Source organism: Paludibacterium flexuosum (genome assembly GCF_037076605.1).
Classification (GTDB): domain Bacteria; phylum Pseudomonadota; class Gammaproteobacteria; order Burkholderiales; family Chromobacteriaceae; genus Paludibacterium.
This window is the reverse complement of record NZ_AP029060.1, coordinates 2,528,863-2,547,303: the sequence shown is the minus strand read 5'-3', so window position 1 is coordinate 2,547,303 and position 18,441 is coordinate 2,528,863. Positions and strand designations below refer to the sequence as shown.

General features: G+C 62.2%; 18 protein-coding genes and 1 other RNA gene. 5 read left to right on the top strand and 14 right to left on the bottom strand.

The window, feature by feature from the left end; translation table 11 throughout:
- Positions 1-107: 107 nt before the first annotated feature.
- The 5 genes from lpdA to AACH39_RS12080 form a co-directional block, all read right to left on the bottom strand.
- Positions 108-1,868, bottom strand: coding sequence for a dihydrolipoyl dehydrogenase (gene lpdA, locus AACH39_RS12100; protein ID WP_215779296.1), 1,761 nt, complete (start codon positions 1,866-1,868; stop codon positions 108-110).
- Positions 1,869-1,880: 12 nt separating this feature from the next.
- Entirely contained in the window at positions 1,881-3,197 is a 1,317-nt protein-coding gene (aceF, locus tag AACH39_RS12095) for a dihydrolipoyllysine-residue acetyltransferase (protein ID WP_338620120.1), read from the bottom strand.
- Positions 3,198-3,257: 60 nt separating this feature from the next.
- Positions 3,258-5,921: a pyruvate dehydrogenase (acetyl-transferring), homodimeric type gene (aceE, locus tag AACH39_RS12090; protein WP_215779300.1), complete on the bottom strand. Its 2,664-nt coding sequence runs from the start codon at positions 5,919-5,921 to the stop codon at positions 3,258-3,260.
- A gap of 259 nt (positions 5,922-6,180) precedes the next feature.
- The gene (locus AACH39_RS12085; protein WP_215779303.1) at positions 6,181-7,641 is read right to left on the bottom strand and encodes a M48 family metalloprotease; all 1,461 of its coding nucleotides are present in this window, start codon (positions 7,639-7,641) and stop codon (positions 6,181-6,183) included.
- Positions 7,642-7,716: 75 nt separating this feature from the next.
- Entirely contained in the window at positions 7,717-8,064 is a 348-nt protein-coding gene (locus AACH39_RS12080) for a metalloregulator ArsR/SmtB family transcription factor (RefSeq protein ID WP_338620117.1), read from the bottom strand.
- A 319-nt stretch (positions 8,065-8,383) separates the two neighbouring features.
- Between AACH39_RS12080 and AACH39_RS12075 the strand changes: the two genes are divergently transcribed.
- The 5 genes from AACH39_RS12075 (at position 8,384) to AACH39_RS12055 (ending at position 11,205) form a co-directional block, all read left to right on the top strand.
- A complete protein-coding gene (locus tag AACH39_RS12075; protein ID WP_215779308.1) occupies positions 8,384-8,956 on the top strand; it encodes a carbonic anhydrase in 573 nt (190 codons plus the stop codon).
- Between the two features lie 2 nt (positions 8,957-8,958).
- Positions 8,959-9,630, top strand: coding sequence for a nicotinate-nucleotide adenylyltransferase (nadD, locus tag AACH39_RS12070; RefSeq protein ID WP_252346121.1), 672 nt, complete (start codon positions 8,959-8,961; stop codon positions 9,628-9,630).
- Between the two features lie 48 nt (positions 9,631-9,678).
- Complete coding sequence (gene rsfS, locus AACH39_RS12065) at positions 9,679-10,047, top strand: ribosome silencing factor (protein ID WP_215779310.1); 369 nt, start codon at positions 9,679-9,681, stop codon at positions 10,045-10,047.
- A gap of 41 nt (positions 10,048-10,088) precedes the next feature.
- Positions 10,089-10,559 carry a 23S rRNA (pseudouridine(1915)-N(3))-methyltransferase RlmH gene (rlmH, locus tag AACH39_RS12060; RefSeq protein WP_215779312.1) on the top strand — a complete coding sequence of 157 codons (471 nt, stop codon included), beginning with the start codon at positions 10,089-10,091 and terminating at the stop codon, positions 10,557-10,559.
- 97 nt (positions 10,560-10,656) lie between these two features.
- A complete protein-coding gene (locus AACH39_RS12055) occupies positions 10,657-11,205 on the top strand; it encodes a lytic transglycosylase domain-containing protein (RefSeq protein ID WP_338620115.1) in 549 nt (182 codons plus the stop codon).
- Positions 11,206-11,208: 3 nt separating this feature from the next.
- On the opposite strand, the gene AACH39_RS12050 is transcribed toward AACH39_RS12055, so the two are convergent.
- The 9 genes from AACH39_RS12050 to AACH39_RS12010 form a co-directional block, all read right to left on the bottom strand.
- Complete coding sequence (locus tag AACH39_RS12050) at positions 11,209-11,487, bottom strand: hypothetical protein (protein ID WP_252346122.1); 279 nt, start codon at positions 11,485-11,487, stop codon at positions 11,209-11,211.
- A 216-nt stretch (positions 11,488-11,703) separates the two neighbouring features.
- Positions 11,704-12,708: a DNA polymerase III subunit delta gene (holA, locus tag AACH39_RS12045; protein WP_338620114.1), complete on the bottom strand. Its 1,005-nt coding sequence runs from the start codon at positions 12,706-12,708 to the stop codon at positions 11,704-11,706.
- Positions 12,689-13,264, bottom strand: a complete 576-nt coding sequence (gene lptE / locus AACH39_RS12040) for an LPS assembly lipoprotein LptE (RefSeq protein ID WP_338620113.1) — start codon at positions 13,262-13,264, stop codon at positions 12,689-12,691. Before lptE ends, holA begins: the two co-directional genes overlap by 20 nt.
- A 49-nt stretch (positions 13,265-13,313) precedes the next feature.
- Entirely contained in the window at positions 13,314-15,908 is a 2,595-nt protein-coding gene (leuS, locus tag AACH39_RS12035) for a leucine--tRNA ligase (protein ID WP_215779322.1), read from the bottom strand.
- A gap of 130 nt (positions 15,909-16,038) precedes the next feature.
- Positions 16,039-16,992 carry a prolyl aminopeptidase gene (gene pip, locus AACH39_RS12030; protein ID WP_215779325.1) on the bottom strand — a complete coding sequence of 318 codons (954 nt, stop codon included), beginning with the start codon at positions 16,990-16,992 and terminating at the stop codon, positions 16,039-16,041.
- A gap of 17 nt (positions 16,993-17,009) precedes the next feature.
- Positions 17,010-17,666, bottom strand: a complete 657-nt coding sequence (locus tag AACH39_RS12025; protein ID WP_215779327.1) for a 5-formyltetrahydrofolate cyclo-ligase — start codon at positions 17,664-17,666, stop codon at positions 17,010-17,012.
- A 41-nt stretch (positions 17,667-17,707) separates the two neighbouring features.
- A non-coding RNA gene (gene ssrS / locus AACH39_RS12020) (6S RNA) lies at positions 17,708-17,891 on the bottom strand.
- 25 nt (positions 17,892-17,916) lie between these two features.
- Positions 17,917-18,231 carry a cell division protein ZapA gene (locus tag AACH39_RS12015; protein ID WP_215779329.1) on the bottom strand — a complete coding sequence of 105 codons (315 nt, stop codon included), beginning with the start codon at positions 18,229-18,231 and terminating at the stop codon, positions 17,917-17,919.
- Positions 18,228-18,434 carry a hypothetical protein gene (locus tag AACH39_RS12010; RefSeq protein ID WP_215779331.1) on the bottom strand — a complete coding sequence of 69 codons (207 nt, stop codon included), beginning with the start codon at positions 18,432-18,434 and terminating at the stop codon, positions 18,228-18,230. The genes AACH39_RS12015 and AACH39_RS12010 overlap by 4 nt, the downstream gene beginning before the upstream one ends.
- Positions 18,435-18,441 lie beyond the last annotated feature (7 nt).

Here is an 18,441-nt window from a genome sequence, read left to right as displayed (position 1 = left end):
TTAGCCAAAGCCGGCCAGCGAGGCGAGCGTCATTCAGGAATCTTCGCAGAAAAGGCGGCAGGAGGGCAGGCGCAGGGCTGGCCTGCTGACTGTCCTCCTGGCCGGGCTTACTTCTTGCGCTGTGGCGGCAGGTCGGTGCAGACCCCGCCAAACACTTCGGCCGACATGCCGATCGACTCACCCAGGGTCGGGTGCGGGTGGATGGTCTTGCCGATGTCTTCCGGATCGCAGCCCATTTCGATCGCCAGGCAGATTTCACCGATCATGTCGCCGGCGTGGGCACCGACGATCCCGCCACCGATGATGCGGTGGCTCTCGGCGTCAAACAGCAGCTTGGTGAAGCCTTCTTCCTGGCCGTTGGCGATGGCGCGACCGGAGGCGGCCCAGGGGAAGACCGATTTGCCGACGGCGATGCCTTCCTTCTTGGCTTCTTCTTCGGTCATGCCCACCCAGGCCACTTCCGGGTTGGTGTAGGCCACGCCCGGAATCACGCGGGCATCGAAGAAGGCCTTGTGGCCGGCAATGACTTCGGCAGCAACGTGTGCCTCGTGCACCGCCTTGTGGGCCAGCATCGGCTGGCCGACCAGGTCGCCGATGGCGAAGATGTGCGGCACATTGGTGCGCATTTGCTTGTCGACCGGAATGAAACCGCGCTCGGTGACGATCACGCCGGCGTTTTCCGCGCCGATCAGCTTGCCGTTCGGCGCGCGGCCAGCAGCCACCAGCACCTTGTCGTAGCGTTGCGGTTCCTTCGGTGCGTTTTCACCTTCGAAGGTGACCCAGATGCCGTCTTCACGGGCATCGACCGCCACGGTCCTGGTCTTGAGCATGATGTTGTCGAAGCGATGGGTGTTGAGCTTCTGCCAGACGCGGACCAGATCGCGGTCTGCCCCCTGCATCAGGCCATCCATCATTTCGACCACATCCAGCCGGGTGCCGAGCGAGGAATACACGGTGCCCATTTCCAGGCCGATGATGCCGCCGCCGATGATCAGCATTTTTTGCGGAATGTCGGCCAGTTGCAGGGCGCCGGTGGAGTCGATGATGCGCGGGTCCTGCGGGATGAACGGCAGGTTCACCACGCGCGAGCCGGCCGCGATGATGGCATGCTTGAAGCGCACGACCTGCTTCTCGCCGGTGGTGGCCTTGCCTTCGCCCGCGGTCAGTTCGACCGAAATGTGGTGCGGATCGACGAAGGTGCCGATACCGCGCACGATCTCGACCTTGCGGGCCTTGGCCATGCCGGCCAGGCCACCGGTCAGTTTGCCGATGACCTTTTCCTTGAAGCCGCGCAGGGCATCAATGTCGATTTCCGGCTTGCTGAACTTGATGCCGTTGGCCGCCAGCTCCATGACTTCGTCCATCAGCTCGGCGTTGTGCAGCAGGGCCTTGGACGGGATGCAGCCCACGTTGAGGCAGACACCGCCCAGGGTGGCAAAGCGCTCGACGATGACGGTCTTGAGGCCGAGGTCGGCGGAGCGGAAGGCGGCGGAATAGCCGCCGGGGCCACCGCCCAGTACCAGGACATCGCACTCGATGTCGGCACCGCCGCTGTGGCTTTGGGCCACCGGGGCTTCGCTCGGGGTTTCGCCGGTGTGGGTATGCGCCGAAGCGACCCCTCCCTGCTCGGCGACTTCCAGCCGGGCAATGACATCCCCTTCGGATACCTTGCTGCCGACCTGCACCAGCAGTTCCTTGATGACGCCGGCTTCGGCTGCCGGCACGTCCATGGTGGCCTTGTCGGTTTCCAGGGTCAGCAGGGCGTCTTCCACCGCGATGGTGTCGCCGGCCTTGACGAAGATTTCAATCACATCGACGCCGCTGTGGCCGCCGATGTCCGGGATTTTCAGTTCAACGATTTTGCTCATGGATTCTTCCACTTACAGCATCAGGCGGCGGATGTCCGCCAGCGCCTGGCCAAGGTAACTGGTAAAGCGGGCCGCAGAGGCACCGTCGATCACGCGGTGATCGTAGGACAGCGACAACGGCAGCATCTGGCGCGGTGCGAATTCCTTGCCGTTCCAGACCGGCTTGATGGCCGCCTTGGAGACACCGAGGATCGCCACTTCCGGCGCGTTGATAATCGGGGTGAAGGCTGTGCCGCCGATGCCCCCCAGGCTGGAAATGCTGAAGCAGCCGCCTTGCATGTCGTTCGGGGTCAGCTTGCCTTCGCGTGCCTTCTTCGCCAGCGCGGCCGACTCCTGCGCCAGTTCGATCAGGGTCTTCTTGTCGGCGTCGCGGATCACCGGCACCACCAGACCGTTTGGCGTATCGGCGGCAAAGCCGATGTGGAAGTACTGCTTGAGGACCAGGTTGTCACCGTCCAGGCTGGCATTGAACTCGGGGTACTTCTTGAGAGCGGCCACGCAGGCCTTGATCAGGAAGGCCAGCGGGGTCAGCTTGACGCCGTCGGCCTTGAGTTCTTCGCCCATGCTCTTGCGGAAGGCTTCCATCTCGGTGATGTCGGCTTCGTCAAACTGGGTGACGTGCGGAATCATGACCCAGTTGCGCGCCAGGTTGGCGCCGGAGATCTTCTTGATGCGCGACAGCGGCTGGCTGTCGACCGGGCCGAACTTGGCAAAGTCGACCTTCGGCCACGGCAGCAGGTCGAGACCGGCACCGCCACCCTGGGTCGACGCGGCGACCGGAGCGCTGGCCGCGCCGGACATGACGCTCTTGACGTAGGCCTTGATGTCTTCTTCGACGATGCGTCCCTTGCGACCCGAGCCCTGGACCTTGCTCAGGTCAACGCCGAGCTGGCGCGCCAGGCGACGGGCGGACGGACCGGCGTGCGCCTGATCGACGTGACTGCTGTCGGGCAGGCTGACGGCAGCGACCGGCGCGGCAACGGGGGCCGCCACCGGGGCCGGCGACGGCGCAGGTGCCGGGACGGGTGCCGGCGCAGCAGTCGGCGCCGGAGCAGCTTCGGCGGCCGGGGCGGCTGCGACGGCGGCATCACTGGCTTCGATGCGGGCGATGACGTCGCCTTCGGACACCTTGCTGCCGACCTTGATCAGGACTTCCTTGATCACGCCGGCATGGCTGGCCGGAACTTCCATGGTGGCCTTGTCGGTTTCCAGGGTGAGCAGCGAGTCGTCGATGGCGACCTGCTGGCCCGGCTGAATGAAGACTTCGATGACATCAACGCCGCTGTGGCCGCCGATATCCGGTACTTTCAGTTCGATCAAATTGCTCATGTTGTCTGGTTCCACTGTGGGCGCCGGGTCAGACCCGGCGCCGGATGTCTTCGAAAGGGCTTAGACGGTCCACGGTGCCGGCTTGTCGGCATCGATGCCGTAGCGGGCGATGGCCTCGGCCACCCGGGCACGCTCGATCTTGCCTTCTTGCGCCAGGGCATTGAGGGCCGCCACGGCGACGTGGTAGCGGTCCACTTCGAAGAACTTGCGCAGTTGCTGGCGCGAATCGGAACGGCCGAAGCCGTCGGTGCCCAGCACGGTGTAGCGACCCGGGACATAGGCGCGGATCTGCTCTGCGTAGTTGCGGATATAGTCGGTTGCGGCGATCACCGGACCGCTGCGGCCGGTCAGCTGTGCCGTCACGTAAGGCACGCGGGCCTCGGCGGTCGGGTGCAGCAGGTTCCAGCGCTCGGCGGCCATGCCGTCGCGACGCAGCAGGTTGAACGAGGTGGCGCTCCAGATGTCGGCGCCGATGCCGAAGTCGTTGCGCAGCAGGTCGGCCGCGGCAATCACTTCGCGCAGGATGGTGCCGGAGCCCATCAGTTGCACCTTGACCTGGGATTCACCACCGTCGCGCAGCAGGTACATGCCCTTGAGGATGCCGTCTTCGGCACCGATCGGCATTTCCGGATGCGCGTAGTTTTCGTTCATCAGGGTGATGTAGTAGAAGACGTCTTCCTGTTCCACGTACATGCGGCGCAGGCCATCCTGCAGGATCACCGCCAGTTCGTAGGCGAAGGTCGGGTCGTAGCTGATGCAGTTGGGGATCAGGCCGGCCTGGATGTGGCTGTGGCCGTCTTCGTGCTGCAGGCCCTCACCGTTCAGCGTGGTACGGCCAGCGGTACCGCCGAGCATGAAGCCGCGGGCACGCATGTCGCCTGCCGCCCAGGCCAGATCGCCGATGCGCTGGAAGCCGAACATCGAGTAGTAGATGTAGAACGGAATCATCGGGATGCCGTTGTTGGCGTAGCTGGTCGCCGCGGCGATCCAGGACGACATGGCGCCCGGCTCGTTGATGCCTTCCTGCAGGATCTGACCGTCTTTCGATTCCTTGTAGAACATCAGCTGGTCGTGGTCCTGCGGCACGTAGTTCTGGCCGATGGAGGACCAGATGCCGTACTGGCGGAACATGCCTTCCATGCCGAAGGTACGCGATTCGTCCGGCACGATCGGCACGATCTGCTTGCCGATGCCCTTGTCCTTGAGCAGGGAGCCCAGCATGCGCACGAAGGCCATGGTGGTGGAGAATTCGCGCTCGCCGGAGTCTTTCAGCATGGCGTCGAACAGGTGCAGGCCCGGTACCGCCAGCGGTGCCTTCACCGGCTTGCGCTGCGGCAGGTAGCCGCCCAGTGCGGCGCGGCGCTCATGCAGGTAACGCATTTCCGGGCTGTCTTCGGCCGGCTTGTAATACGGTACGCTCGGCAGGTCTTCATCGGAGACCGGGATGCCGAGGCGGTCGCGCAGGCGACGCAGGGACTCCAGGTCCATCTTCTTGGCCTGGTGAGCGGTGTTCTGGGCTTCGCCGGAAGCCCCCATGCCATAACCCTTGATGGTCTTGGCCAGAATGACGGTCGGACGGCCGCCGGCATTGGTGGTGGCTTCGTGGTAGGCGGCATAGACCTTGTGCGGATCGTGGCCGCCGCGGTTCAGGCTCCAGATCTCGTCATCGGACATGTTCGCCACCATGGCGCGCAGTTCCGGGTATTTGCCGAAGAAGTGTTCGCGCACGTAGGCGCCGTCCTTGGACTTGAAGGTCTGGTAGTCGCCGTCGACGCACTCGTCCATGCGCTTTTTCAGCAGGCCCTTGGTGTCCATGGCCAGCAGCGGATCCCAGCGGCTGCCCCAGATGACTTTCTGCACGTTCCAGCCGGCACCGCGGAACTCGCCTTCGAGCTCCTGGATGATCTTGCCGTTGCCGCGCACCGGACCGTCCAGGCGCTGCAGGTTGCAGTTGATGACGAAGATCAGGTTGTCCAGACCTTCGCGGGCAGCCAGGCTGATGGCGCCGAGCGATTCCGGTTCGTCCATTTCACCATCGCCGCAGAAACACCAGACCTTGCGACCCGGCGTACGGGCCAGCCCGCGGCTTTCCAGGTACTTGAGGAAACGGGCCTGATAGATGGCCATCAACGGGCCAAGACCCATCGAGACGGTCGGGAACTGCCAGAAGTCCGGCTGCAGCCACGGGTGCGGGTAGGAGGACAGGCCCTTGCCGTCGACTTCCTGGCGGAAGTTGTCGAGGTCGGTTTCGCTCAGGCGGCCTTCCATGAAGGCACGGGCGTAGATGCCAGGGGCAATGTGCCCCTGGAAGTAAACCAGATCGCCTTCCTGTTCGTCGTTGTGGGCGCGCCAGAAGTGGTTCAGGCCGACATCGTACAGGGTGGCGGAGGACTGGAAGCTGGCGATGTGGCCACCCAGTTCCAGGTCTTTCTTGCCGGCACGCAGGATCATGGCCATGGCGTTCCAGCGATTGATCGAGCAGATGCGGTTTTCCAGCTCGTGATTGCCGGGGGATTTGGCTTCGCGGCCAACCGGGATGCTGTTCTGATAGCCGGTGGTCAGGTGGAACGGCAGGTGGCCGCCGCGTTCGCGGGTGCGCTCAACCATGCTCTCCAGCAGGAAGTGGGCACGCTCGGGACCTTCGGCGTTCAGAACGGATTCAAGCGATTGCAGCCATTCCTGGGTTTCCAACGGATCAATGTCTTGCGGCAAGCTTTCAGCCATTTCTACATCCTCATCATTTGTAGTCGGCCTGGTGCCGACCTGGTTCTTCGCGTAAGGCAAATGTTCAATTGTGAACATTTTCTTCTGTTTGCAGTGATCTTTTGTTCGTTTTTATATTTATTTTTCGTTTTGGAAAAAAACGTAAGCGTAGGACTGAGTTTAAAACGAATGATGTTCGTTTTGGAATAGCTTTTTTGGGTTTCCGCGCCAACCCGATAGCATTTCTGCAATTGCCGCGCCGCAGCATGTTGCATTTCTGCTATTGCCCGCCGCCCCCTTGCGCGGTGCCATCCCGTTTGCGGTCGGCGAGGATTTTTTCCAGTTCCCGGGTGCGGGCCTCAATGGATGAACGCAGATAAAAGTCGTCACCCGGGGCCTGGCTTGCCAGGCGGAATTGCTCCATTGCGGGCTCATACTGTTGTTCATAGTAGAGTGCGTTGCCCAATGCTGCGTGATATCGCAGTTTGTCGCTTTCGGTGTAGAGCCGGGACTGCAGCCGGAACAGCACGGGGTCGGTCGGGGTGTTGAGCTGCATGGCGCGAATGGCCTGCAGCGCCGCGGTGCGCTGACCGGTCTGAATCATCAGATCGATCTGTGCTTCGCCCAGGGTCCGGTTATCGGGGAAGCGGGCCAGGCCGCTGCGGTAGGCCGCGAGTGCGGCATTCCAGTCTTTGCTGCTGCGCGCGATCGAGGCCTCGAGACTGAAGAACATCGGACGCTCCGGCAACAACTGTCTGGCTCTGGCCAGCGCCTTGCCGGCAGCGGCTGCATCATGCTGTCCCAGCCTTGCCAGGGCCAGCCCATACCACTGCGCGCCCTCGTTGAGATACTGCCGGTTGGCCAGTGCGGTCTGATAAAACTTGACCGCCTCGGCCGGGGCGAGAATCTGGTTGCGGATTTTTTCACGCACCAGCAGATAGTCGGTGCTGCTGACCCGCATGCGCACCGGCGCATCCTGTGCCCGGTTTTGTGCCTCGCTGATCCGTTCCACGGTGACCGGGTGGGTGCGCAGGAAGGCATAGGCATCGCCGCCATTGAGATGTTCGGATTGCTGCAGACGCTGGAAGAAGGCGGGCATGTCGCGCACATCGAAACCTGCCGCGCTCAGATACTGCATGCCAACCCGATCTGCCTCGCGCTCAAAATCACGCGAGAAGGACAGCTGGTTGGCCAGGGTCAGGCCGATACCGGCGTTCAGCGTACCGAATACCGCGTCCGAGCTGTGCGCCCGGGATGCCAGGGCCGCGGCAACCAGGGTCGCGAGCAGCGTCAGTTGGTTCGGCAGGGTATTGGCCTGCATGCGGGCCATGTGATGCTGGGTCACGTGGGCCATTTCATGGCCGATCACCGAAGCCAGCTCGCCTTCGCTTTGTGTGGCGAGAATCAGTCCCTTGTTGACGCCGATGTAGCCGCCCGGCATCGCAAAGGCATTGATACCGCTGTCGTTGACGACGAAGAAGGTGAAGTGCAGCCCGCTGCCGATCGCGCCGGCGGCCAGTCGGCCACCCAGGGCGTTGATGTAATCGTTAAGCTCGAGATCGTCACTGATGGCGTCCTGCTGCCGCAGCGCCTGCATGGCGCTGCGGCCGATTTGCACCTCATCGGCAAGGGACATGGAGGCCTGGGAAATGTCGCCGAGATCAGGCAGATCGGCGTCGGCACGTCCGGCCGACAGCAGCAGGCTCAGGGAAAGGGTAGTGAGCAGGAGCTTTTTCTTCATGCAGCTATGATATTCCGCATCACGACCATCATGCACGCAAATCGGTTAGAAGATATTGCCTGCATTCAGATGCCTTCAGAGGCTGGTCGCCAGCTCCTTGCGATCGGCCAGTTCGTGCCGGCGGATCGACTCGGTGCAGTAGAGTGACTGCAGGGTCGACAGCATGGACATCGCCTCGCGGCTGGCCACGCTGTAGAAGATCCATTTGCCGTCACGCCGGGTGGCCACCAGACCTTCGTTGCGCAGAACACCCAGTTGTTGCGACAGGGTGGGTTGCCGGATGCCGGTCAGTCTCTCCAGTTCGGAAACGGCCTTTTCGCCCGAAACCAGCTGGCACAGCAACATCAGGCGATCTTCGTTGGCCAGGCTCTTCAGCAGCGCGGCTGCCTTGCTGGCGTTTTTCTTCAGTTCAGACAAATCCATGACATTATTCCTTCGAGCCAGTGCATGTAATGAGGAGGATGTTGTTATTGGTTTGACCACGGGTACGGCATCTGCCAGTGATGATTCCTCTTTGAAATCAATGGCCGACCTTAGGTAATGACAAAAGCGTAGCGAATGAGTTCACACAATCTTGCCGAACTGACCGAACGGACTGGACCCGGACCAGCCCGTTTCGGCCTCGCCGTGGCAAGCGTAGCCTTGCGACGGTTCTCGCGTTACTATCAGCGCAATCGAAACCCGCCGTATCGGACACTGGCCAGAAGCCGGTGCCGGTCAACGGCCAGCAAGGAGTACCGCGATGAGCGTGCTGGGCACCATGCTCGAACACAATCGGACATTCGTAGACAATCGTGAATACGAACAGTTCAAAACGGACAAGTTTCCCGACAAGAACCTGCTGGTTCTTGCCTGCATGGACGCTCGACTGGTTGAGTTGTTGCCCAAGGCCATGGGCCTGAAGAATGGCGATGCGAAGCTGATCAAGAACGCCGGCGCACTGGTAACGCACCCCTGGGGTTCCGTCATGCGCAGCATCGTCGTGGCCATCTATCAGCTCCGGGTCGACGAGATCTGCGTGGTGGCTCACATGGACTGTGGCATGAATGCCATCGATCCCGAACAGGTGCTCGATGCGGCGGTTTCCCGCGGCGTCAGCACGGCGACCATCGATACCCTGCGCGCGGCCGGCATTGATCTGGACAACTGGCTGCAGGGCTTTACCAACGTCGAGGACAGCGTACGCCATACCGTCAGCGTCATTCGCCAGCATCCGCTGGTACCGCATGATATCCCCGTGCACGGGCTGGTCATTCACCCCGAAACCGGTCTGCTCAAGCTGGTCGTGGACGGCAGGTCCACACAGGACGCCTGATCGTGCCCAATCCGGTTGTCGGTGTCTTTGGCGGCACATTCGATCCTTTTCATACCGCACATCTGCGCATGGCCAGCGCGTTTCGCCATGAGGCCGGGCTGACACGGCTCAGGCTGGTGCCTGCCGGTGATCCGTATCATCGGGCCGGCACGGTGGCCAGTGCCGCCGACCGCCTGGCGATGGTCCGGCTGGGCATTGCCGGCGAACCGGATACCGAAGTGGACGAGCGGGAGCTGAATCGTCAGGGTCCGTCGTTTACGGTTGATACCCTGGCGGAAATCCGACAGGAAATCGGCCCGGATGTGCCATTGTGGTTCCTGATCGGTGGCGATTCGCTGTTGCAGCTCGAGCGCTGGCACCGCTGGCAATCGCTGTTTTCCCTGGCCCACCTGGCCGTAGCCATGCGTCCCGGCGCCAGTACGGCGTCGCTGCCCCCGGCGATTGCGGCACAATGGCAGCGCCGCTTGACATCGTCAGCCCAAAACACGGCCGCCTCTGGTACAATCCTGCGCCTTGCGCTGCCGCCGCTTGACTTGTCGGCCAGCGCCGTGCGCGATGCGCTGGACAAGGGGCTGGACATATCACATCTGGTACCACCGGCCGTCGCCTCCTATATTCATAATCACGGGCTCTATCGACAGTCGTCAGGTCAGGGCACGGGATCTCACCCATAACGACAGATGCATCCCTGATGATGCATCCAGCCTTACCGGAAGGGACTCATGGAAATCTCTGAAATCGTAAAAGTGGCAGTCGATGCCCTGGAAGACATCAAGGGCAAGGACATTATCGAGCTGGATACGCGCGATCTGACCTCGCTGTTCCAGCACCTGATTGTTTGTACCGGCGACTCCAACCGCCAGGTCAAGGCGCTGGCCAACAACGTCTGCGTCAAGCTCAAGGAAGCCGGTGCCGACATCATCGGGACCGAGGGTGAAGAGTTCGGCGAGTGGGTGCTGGTGGATGCCGGCGACGTAGTGATTCACGTCATGCTGCCTGCGGTGCGCGATTACTACGATATCGAAGCGCTCTGGGGCGGAGAAAAGCCGTCTTTCGTTCCGGCCGGCGCCAAGCCGTGGAAAGTGGTCTGAGTCGCTGATGCCGTCTTCTCTAGCCGGCTGACAGGAAGTCAATGCGGATTACCATTCTTGCCGTTGGCACGAAAATGCCACGCTGGGTCGATGACGCCTTCGGAGACTATGCCAAGCGATTCGGGCGCGATATCAGCCTGGAGCTGAAGGAAATCAAGCCGGAGAAACGCGGCGGTGGTGTCACGGCGGAAAAGGGCATCGCAGCAGAACATGCGCGCCTGATGGCGGCGATACCGCCGCGCGCAACGCTGGTCGTGCTGGATGAGCGGGGCCGCAACTGGACCACGGTTCAGTTGGCCAACCAGATGCAGCAATGGCTGCAGGATGGTCAGGATCTGTGCTTCGTGATCGGCGGCGCAGACGGCTTGTCTGCCGAGCTGAAGCAGAAGGCCGACACCTTGCTTCAACTTTCGGCACTGACCATGCCGCACGGCATGGTGCGGGTGCTGCTGGTCGAACAGCTCTACCGTGCGGTGAGCATTCTCAACAATCACCCCTACCACCGCGAATAGCCACTGCCTGCAGGCGGCTGGCCCTTAGGCCGGCCGCTCTGGTCACCTCCCCCACGGCCCGTTAGCATCCCAGAATTTATCTCGTCTGGCGGCTGACATGTGGCGTCTTCCCTATCTCCTTGCCTTGCTGCTGGTGCCTGCGTGGCCCACTGAGGCCGGCGCTGCCGAACGCCAGGGTCGTATGGCCCCCCCCGCTTTACTCCAGCTGATTTCTCAAACCGCCATGCATTTTGGTCTTGATCCGGATTTGCTGCACGCATTGATCAGGGTGGAATCGGGCTACGACCCGCGGGCACGCTCGGCCAAGGGAGCGATCGGGCTGATGCAGCTGATCCCCGCCACCGGCAGTCGTTTTGGTGCCACGGTGCTGGAGGACCCGGTGCAGAACCTGCAGGCAGGCAGTCGCTACCTGGTCTGGCTGTTGCAACGATTTGACGGCAATCTGCCCCTTGCGCTGGCCGCCTATAACGCCGGGGAAGGGGCGGTGCTGCGCTACGGCAACCGCATCCCCCCCTATCCGGAAACGGCACAGTATGTTGCCCGGGTCCTGCGTCACTATCGTGCTACCGCCGGCTTGCTGCCCCCGGCGCAGCGCGGGGTGCTGATTCTGCGTGATGAGGGTTTGCCCATCCGGGAAACCTGGTGAACCCTACAATTGGATACCGAGCATCTCGCCCAGCGGGTCGGCAATGTCACGGTAGATGGCATTGTGATCGTACACCCCCAGCAGCCCCGGGAAGGACTGCGGGGATTGAAAGATCTGTCGTGCCTTGCGCGAGCTCAGTTTGTGCATGCGCAGTATCCGTCCGTCCCAATGCACGACCCGTGGCTCGCCGGCATCCAGCAAGATTTCCAGCAACTGGTGGATGCTCTCCATCAGCACCACCTTGCTGCGCACACGGTTTAAGCCATTTCCTACACTTGCCATCGCTCAGCCTCCTGGTCCGGGAAGATTCTTTCTAAACAATATATAAATAATAATTGTTTTACTTTAAATCTAATGGTTGCCAGTCTAGGGAGAGTCTGAATTTATCGCAAGCGAAGTTATCTATTTGTCATTTTATGGAATGGAAATAAAAAAAGCCCGATGCTATCGGGCTTAAATGGTGTCCATGACCGACGGACGGCGTCTCAGGTCATGCATTCACAGGGCCAGCTGATGGGCCAGGACTTTCAAGGTTGACCAGGGTTCACCCTGCTCGACCCCCTTGATCTGACGATCCACGCAGGCACAGGTTTCCAGCGCCTGCATCAGGCGTCGGGCACCGATGCGCCGCAAGGCCGGTTCGGCCAGCTTTTGCTTGTTGCCCCACAGACGCAGCTCGCGGCCAAGGTCACGGACATTGCGACCATCCTTGAGTCCCTGGCGCAGGCGCAGCAACATGCGCACATCTTCGGCAAACGACCAAAGTACCAATACCGGCGCCTCGCCCTCGGCTTCCAGGCCCTCGAGCATGCGTGTCGCCCGCGGCGCATCGCCCTCCATCCAGGACTCGGACAGGTGGAACACATCGAAACGGGCCACATTGGCCACCGCTGCACGCAGCATCTCCAGCGTCAGCTCACCGGCCGGATACAGCAGGGCCAGCTTGTCGACTTCCTGGCGGGCCGCCAGCAGATTGCCCTCGACCCGGTCGACAAAGAAGGCCAGTGCCTCGGCATTGAGCGTCTGCCCCTGCGCCTTGAGGCGTCGGCTGACCCAGCCCGGCAGGGCCTGCCGATCCACCAGACTGGCCTGCAGCACGGTGGCGGCCTTCTCCAGCGCCTGGAACCACTTGCTTTGCTGCTGCTGGCGATCCATCTTCGGCAGCAACACCAGCGTCACGGTATCCTGCGGCAAGTTGGCCGCCAGCATGCTCAGCGCCTCGGCCCCCTCACTGCCGGGCTTGCCGCCCGGAATCCGGATTTCCAGCACCTTGAGCGAGGCAAACAGAGACACGCTGCTCATGGCATCGCGCAGCACCGACCAGTCGAAACCGGCCTCGACCGTCAACACCTCGCGCTCCAGATAACCTTGCTGGCGGGCGGCCTGCCGGATCTGATCGGCCGCCTCCAGCGCCACCAGCGCCTCTTCGCCGTGGATCAGATAGAGCGGCGCCAGCCCACGCGACAGGCTGGCTGGCAAGGCCTCAGTGCTGAGTGACGGCATCACTGGCCCTGGCAGCCGGCGCCACTGCGTCGGCTTCGGACGCCGCTTCGCGCAACAGACGGGTATTGGACAGGCGATACACCATCAATTGCGCCACGTTGCGCGCCATATCGTCCCAGAGCAGGGTTTCTTCCTGATCCTTGCCCAGCACGGCCGAGTCGGTATAGGTCATGGTACGGCTCTGGTTCAGCACAATATCCGGACCGATCTGCCGGCCATTGATCCACACCTGCGCCGTGACCACATAGCTCAGGCGATATTCGCTGGCCTGACCACTCCGGTCGATCGAGGACAGATCCTTGTTGGTCTTCTCGCTGAGGATGCGCAAGACGCCATCAGCCGTCGCCGCCTGATCCATGACCTGGATGTTCGGGTAAGACTTCATGGCGAGCAACAGTGGCGCCGCCAGCCTCGAACCTGCACCCACATCGATATAGAGCCGGCTGAACGGGAATTGTCGCTGGGTACCATCCGCCAGACCGCGCAGATGGAAGCCGCAGGCGGCCAGCAGGCCAAGCAGGAACAGCATGGACAGTGTCGAGAATAAACGGGTCATGACATGCCTTTGTAAGAACGGGGCAGCCGGAACGCTGCCCCGGTGTGGATTACACGACGATATTGACCAGTCGGCCCGGAACGACAATCACCTTGCGCGCCGGCTTGCCTTCCATGAACTTCTGCACATTGGCATTGGCCAGTGCGGCCTGCTGAATGGTCGCCTGATCAGCATCGGCGGCCACCACGACACTGCCACGCAGCTTGCCGTTCACCTGCACCATCAGCTCCAGCTGGCTCTTGACAAGGGCACTCTCATCAACCTTGGGCCAGCCTTGTTCCAGCAGGCGGCTGCCCGGAACCAGTTCGGCCCAAAGCGTTTCGGTGATGTGCGGCACGATCGGCGACAGCAGGATCACCGCTGCCTCCAGCACCTCTTGCGCCACGGCGCGGCCGACATCGCTGCCGGTATCCGTCTTGTCATGGGTGTTGAGCAACTCCATGACCGCCGCAATGGCGGTATTGAACTGCTGGCGGCGGCCATAATCGTCGGTCACCTTCTGGATGGTGCCATGCAGCTTGAAGCGCAGCTCCTTCAGACCATCGCTCAGCTCACCGCCCTGATAGCGGGTCACCACGCCCTGGCTGACATGCTCGTACACCGTCTTCCACAAACGGCGCAGGAAGCGATGTGCCCCTTCGACGCCGGCATCCGACCACTCCAGCGACTGATCCGGCGGCGCGGCAAACATCATGAACAGGCGCGCGGTATCGGCACCGAACTTCTCGATCAGGTCTTGCGGGTCGACCCCGTTGTTCTTCGACTTGGACATCTTCTCGATGCCGCCGATCTGCACCGGCTGGCCGTCGACGCGATGGGTCGCCTTGACGATCTTGCCCTTGGCATCGCGCTCGATCACCACGTCATTCGGCGCAATCCAGTCCTTGTGGCCACCTTCGACGTCACGGAAGAAGGTTTCGCACACCACCATGCCCTGGGTCAGCAGGCTGGCGAACGGCTCGTCGGTCGACACCAGACCTTCGTCACGCATCAGCTTGTGGAAGAAACGGGCATACAGCAGGTGCAGGATGGCGTGCTCGATACCGCCAATGTACTGATCCACCGACAGCCAGTAATCCGCGGCCTTCTTGTCGACCATGGCCTCACTGCAATTGGGCGAGGCATAGCGCGCGTAGTACCAGCTGGACTCGACAAAGGTGTCCATGGTATCGGTTTCGCGCCGTGCGGCCGCCCCGCAGCTCGGGCAGGTGGTTTCGTAGAATTCGGGCATCTTGGCCAGCGGCGAACCGGCGCCATCCGGGACCACATTCTCCGGCAGGACCACCGGCAGCTGATCTTCCGGGACCGGCACGTCGCCGCAATGCGGGCAGTGCACCACCGGAATCGGGCAACCCCAGTAACGCTGGCGGCTGATGCCCCAGTCGCGCAGGCGGTACTGGGTACGCGGCGCACCCAGCCCCCTGGCCTGCAGCACCCCGGCCATGCGGTCGAAGGCACCCTGATAATCCAGACCGTCGAACTCGCCGGAGTTGAACAGGATGCCCTGCTCGGTATAGGCAGCGGTCAGCGGTTCGGCCAGCGACGAACCATCGGCGGGGCGAATCACGCTCTTCATCGGCAGCTGGTACTTGGCGGCAAACTCGAAGTCACGTTCGTCATGCGCCGGCACGGCCATCACCGCACCTTCGCCATAGCCCCACAGCACATAGTTGCCGACCCAGACCGGCACATCGGCGCCGGTGAACGGATGCTTGACGGTCAGACCGGTGGGCATGCCCTTCTTTTCCTGGGTAGCCAGATCGGCCTCCGAGACACCGCCCTTCTTGCACTCGGCAATGAAGGCGCTCAGTTCGGCATTGCCGGCAGCCGCCCGGGTAGCCAGCGGATGCTCCGCCGCCACGGCGACATAGGTCACCCCCATCAGGGTGTCCGGACGGGTGGTATATACCTTCAGCACGTCACCGGAACCATCGCCATAGGGGAAACCCACTTCCATGCCGCGGCTCTTGCCGATCCAGTTGCGCTGCATGGTCTTGACCTGCTCCGGCCAGCCTTCCAGCTTGTCGAGATCATTCAGCAGCTCTTCGGCGTACTGGGTGATCTTGAAGTAATACATCGGGATCTCGCGCTTCTCGACCAGCGCCCCCGAACGCCAGCCGCGGCCGTCGATCACCTGTTCGTTGGCCAGCACGGTCTGGTCGACCGGGTCCCAGTTGACCACGCCGGCCTTCTTGTAGATCACCCCCTTCTTGAACAGGCGGGTAAACAGCCATTGTTCCCAGCGGTAGTAATCCGGCTTGCAGGTCGCGAGCTCGCGCTCCCAGTCGATCGCCAGACCGAGGCTCTTGAGCTGGTTCTTCATGTAGTCGATGTTGGAGTAGGTCCAGCCGGCCGGCGCCACCTTGTTCTTCATGGCGGCGTTTTCCGCCGGCAGGCCGAAGGCATCCCAGCCCATCGGCTGCAGCACGTTGAAGCCATTGAGGCGCTTGAAGCGCGACAGGACGTCACCGATGGTGTAGTTGCGCACATGGCCCATGTGCAGCTTGCCCGACGGATAGGGGAACATCGACAGGCAGTAGTATTTCTCGCGCGATGCGTCTTCGACGGCCTGGAAAACCTTGTTCTTGGCCCAGTATTCTTGTGCCGAGGTTTCAACCTCGTGCGATGTGTAATGTTCTTGCATGGTGATCCCGGGAAATATGCTTTGCCTGAAAGTCGATCCGACGATTATAGCCGGGCAAAGGTAAATGGCAGAAGCCGACCGCGAGGATTTGTCCCCCGCGCGTGGTCAAAAAGGGAAAAAACCCGTGAATTCAGACTGATCCGCGCCCCAGAAACAGCTTGAAGCGTTCCAGGCGATCCATCAGCGCCGCCAGCACCGCCGGCTCCCACATCGAATGACCCGCCGCCTCGACCAGACACAGCTCGGCCTTGGGCCAGGCTGCCGCCAGCGCATAAGCCCCCTCCGGCGGACAGATCACATCGTAGCGCCCCTGGACGATACAGGCCGGCAAATGGGCGATCCGCCCGATCTCCCGCAGCAACTGATCCGGCTGCAGGAACAGCTGATGGGCAAAGTAATGCGCCTCAAGCCGTGCCAGCGGCAGCGACAGATAGGGGCTGGCGGCACGCTCAATGGCATCGGCGCGCGGCAACAGCGAGACACAGTGTGCCTCCCAGCCTCCCCATGCCTGACAGACCGGCAGATAGACACTCGGATCGTCGCTGCTGAGGCGGCGATAGTAGGCCTGCAGCAGATCGCCTCGCTCCTCGGGAGGAATCGGTGCCAGGAATTGCGCCCAGGCCTCGGGGAAAAACCGTCCCATGCCATGCATGAACCAGTCGACATCCCGCTCGCGCCCCAGAAAAATGCCGCGCAGGATCAGGCCGCCCACCCGTTCCGGATGGGCCTCGGCATAGGCCAGTGCCAGCGTGCTGCCCCAGGAGCCGCCAAACACCAGCCAGCGCTCGATCCCCAGGTGCTCGCGCAGCCGTTCGATATCCGCCACCAGCAGATCCGTGCGATTGGCGCGCAATTCGCCGCGAGGCACCGAGCGGCCACTGCCGCGCTGGTCGAACAGCACCGCGCGGTAGAACCCCGGGTCGAACAACTGGCGACACATCGGCGCACAGCCGTCCCCCGGCCCGCCATGCAGGTACAGCACCGGAAAACCATCCGGACGACCACACTGCTCCCAGTACATCTGGTGCAACTCGTCCAGGCGCAGCATGCCGCTTTCGTAGGGGGCGATGGCAGGATAAAGCATGGAGAACGATTTCCCGATCAGGGCTGAAGGTCAGCCTGCATTGTGCGGGAGTTGGCGGTGACAGCGCAAACGTTTGTCATGGCCGGGCCAAAGCGGAAAATCCCGGCTTCGGTCACCAGCCAGTCGAGGCGGATGTCCCAGGCCTCGCGCGGGACGCGCGCCACGCGCTGACAGTCAAACGCCACCCCGACCAGCAAGGGGCGCTGCCGACCGGCAGCGTGCAGGGTGGTATCGTAAAAGCCACCGCCCTGCCCCAGCCGATAGCCATCCTGATCGACCGCCAGCAGCGGCACAAACAGCACGTCCAGCCGCTCGGCGCGCAGCACCGGGCCGGCATATTCGGTAATCGGATAGCGCGGGTGGCGATACCAGCGGTCGTCCGGGCCAAGGCGCGAGAACCACAGACGGCGCCCCTTGTCGGGGATCACCGGCAGATACACTGTGGCGCCGCGCTGCAGGGCACGGCCGAGCAGGGCTTCGATATCCAGCTCCGAGCCAGAAGCCAGATAGCCGCCAATCCGCTTGCCCCGCCGCAGGAAACGCGCCGCCAGCCGGGCGATCTGCTGCTCGGCGCGCCGCCGCTGCGACGGCGGCAGGGCCATGCGTGCGCGACGCACAGCACGACGCAGGGCCAGTTTGTCATCGGGCAGCGTGGTGATTGGGGGGGGAGTCATCTGGGGGACCATCATCCGCATGGGGTGGGACGATCGGAAGAGAGGCCCCCGCGAGTGCCGTTCGGGCTAAATTCGCTTGAACCCTGTTTCCAGGGGGTCGCCTGCCTCACACATCGGGCGCATCCTCGAGGGACGCGGCGCGCCAGTGCTACTTACTGCTGGCAACCAAAGCGAACGCATTGGTTCAAAGGAATTGTTGAGCCGTCACAAACACCGCAGGGGGTAACCGGTAAATCTGTTAAAGCGGCAATCACTCAAACAGTGACTGCTGGCTTTCTTGCAAGGCGGTTTCAGCTGCCTCGCTCATATTGCGTATTCTACGTTGAAAGGCCGCCATCTCCAAGCCTTCCCCCACTTTTGTTTTTAGCAAGTCGTGGGCAATATTCAATGCCGCCATGATGGCAATTTTGTCGGCATCAACAATTTTACCCTGGCCGCGGATGGCTTCGATCTTTTCTTCCAGCAGATGCACTGCTTCCAGCAGCGTATCGCGTTCTTCGGCGGAAGTCCCGATGGTGAAATGCCGCCCGAGCAGCGACACATCCACTTGCACGATTTCGCTCATGCGTCCTCCTCGGTGCCCGGCAAACGCTCGATCAGCGTGGCCACACGCTGACGGGTTTCTTCCAGGCGGAAATGCAGATCGGCATTTTCCTTCAGCGCCTGTGCCAGTGCTTCGGACAGACGGGTGTTCTGCACCCCCATCTCACCGATGCGCGCAATCAGCGACGCGACCCGGGTTTCCAGTGATTCAAGTTCTTTGTCCATGGCGGCG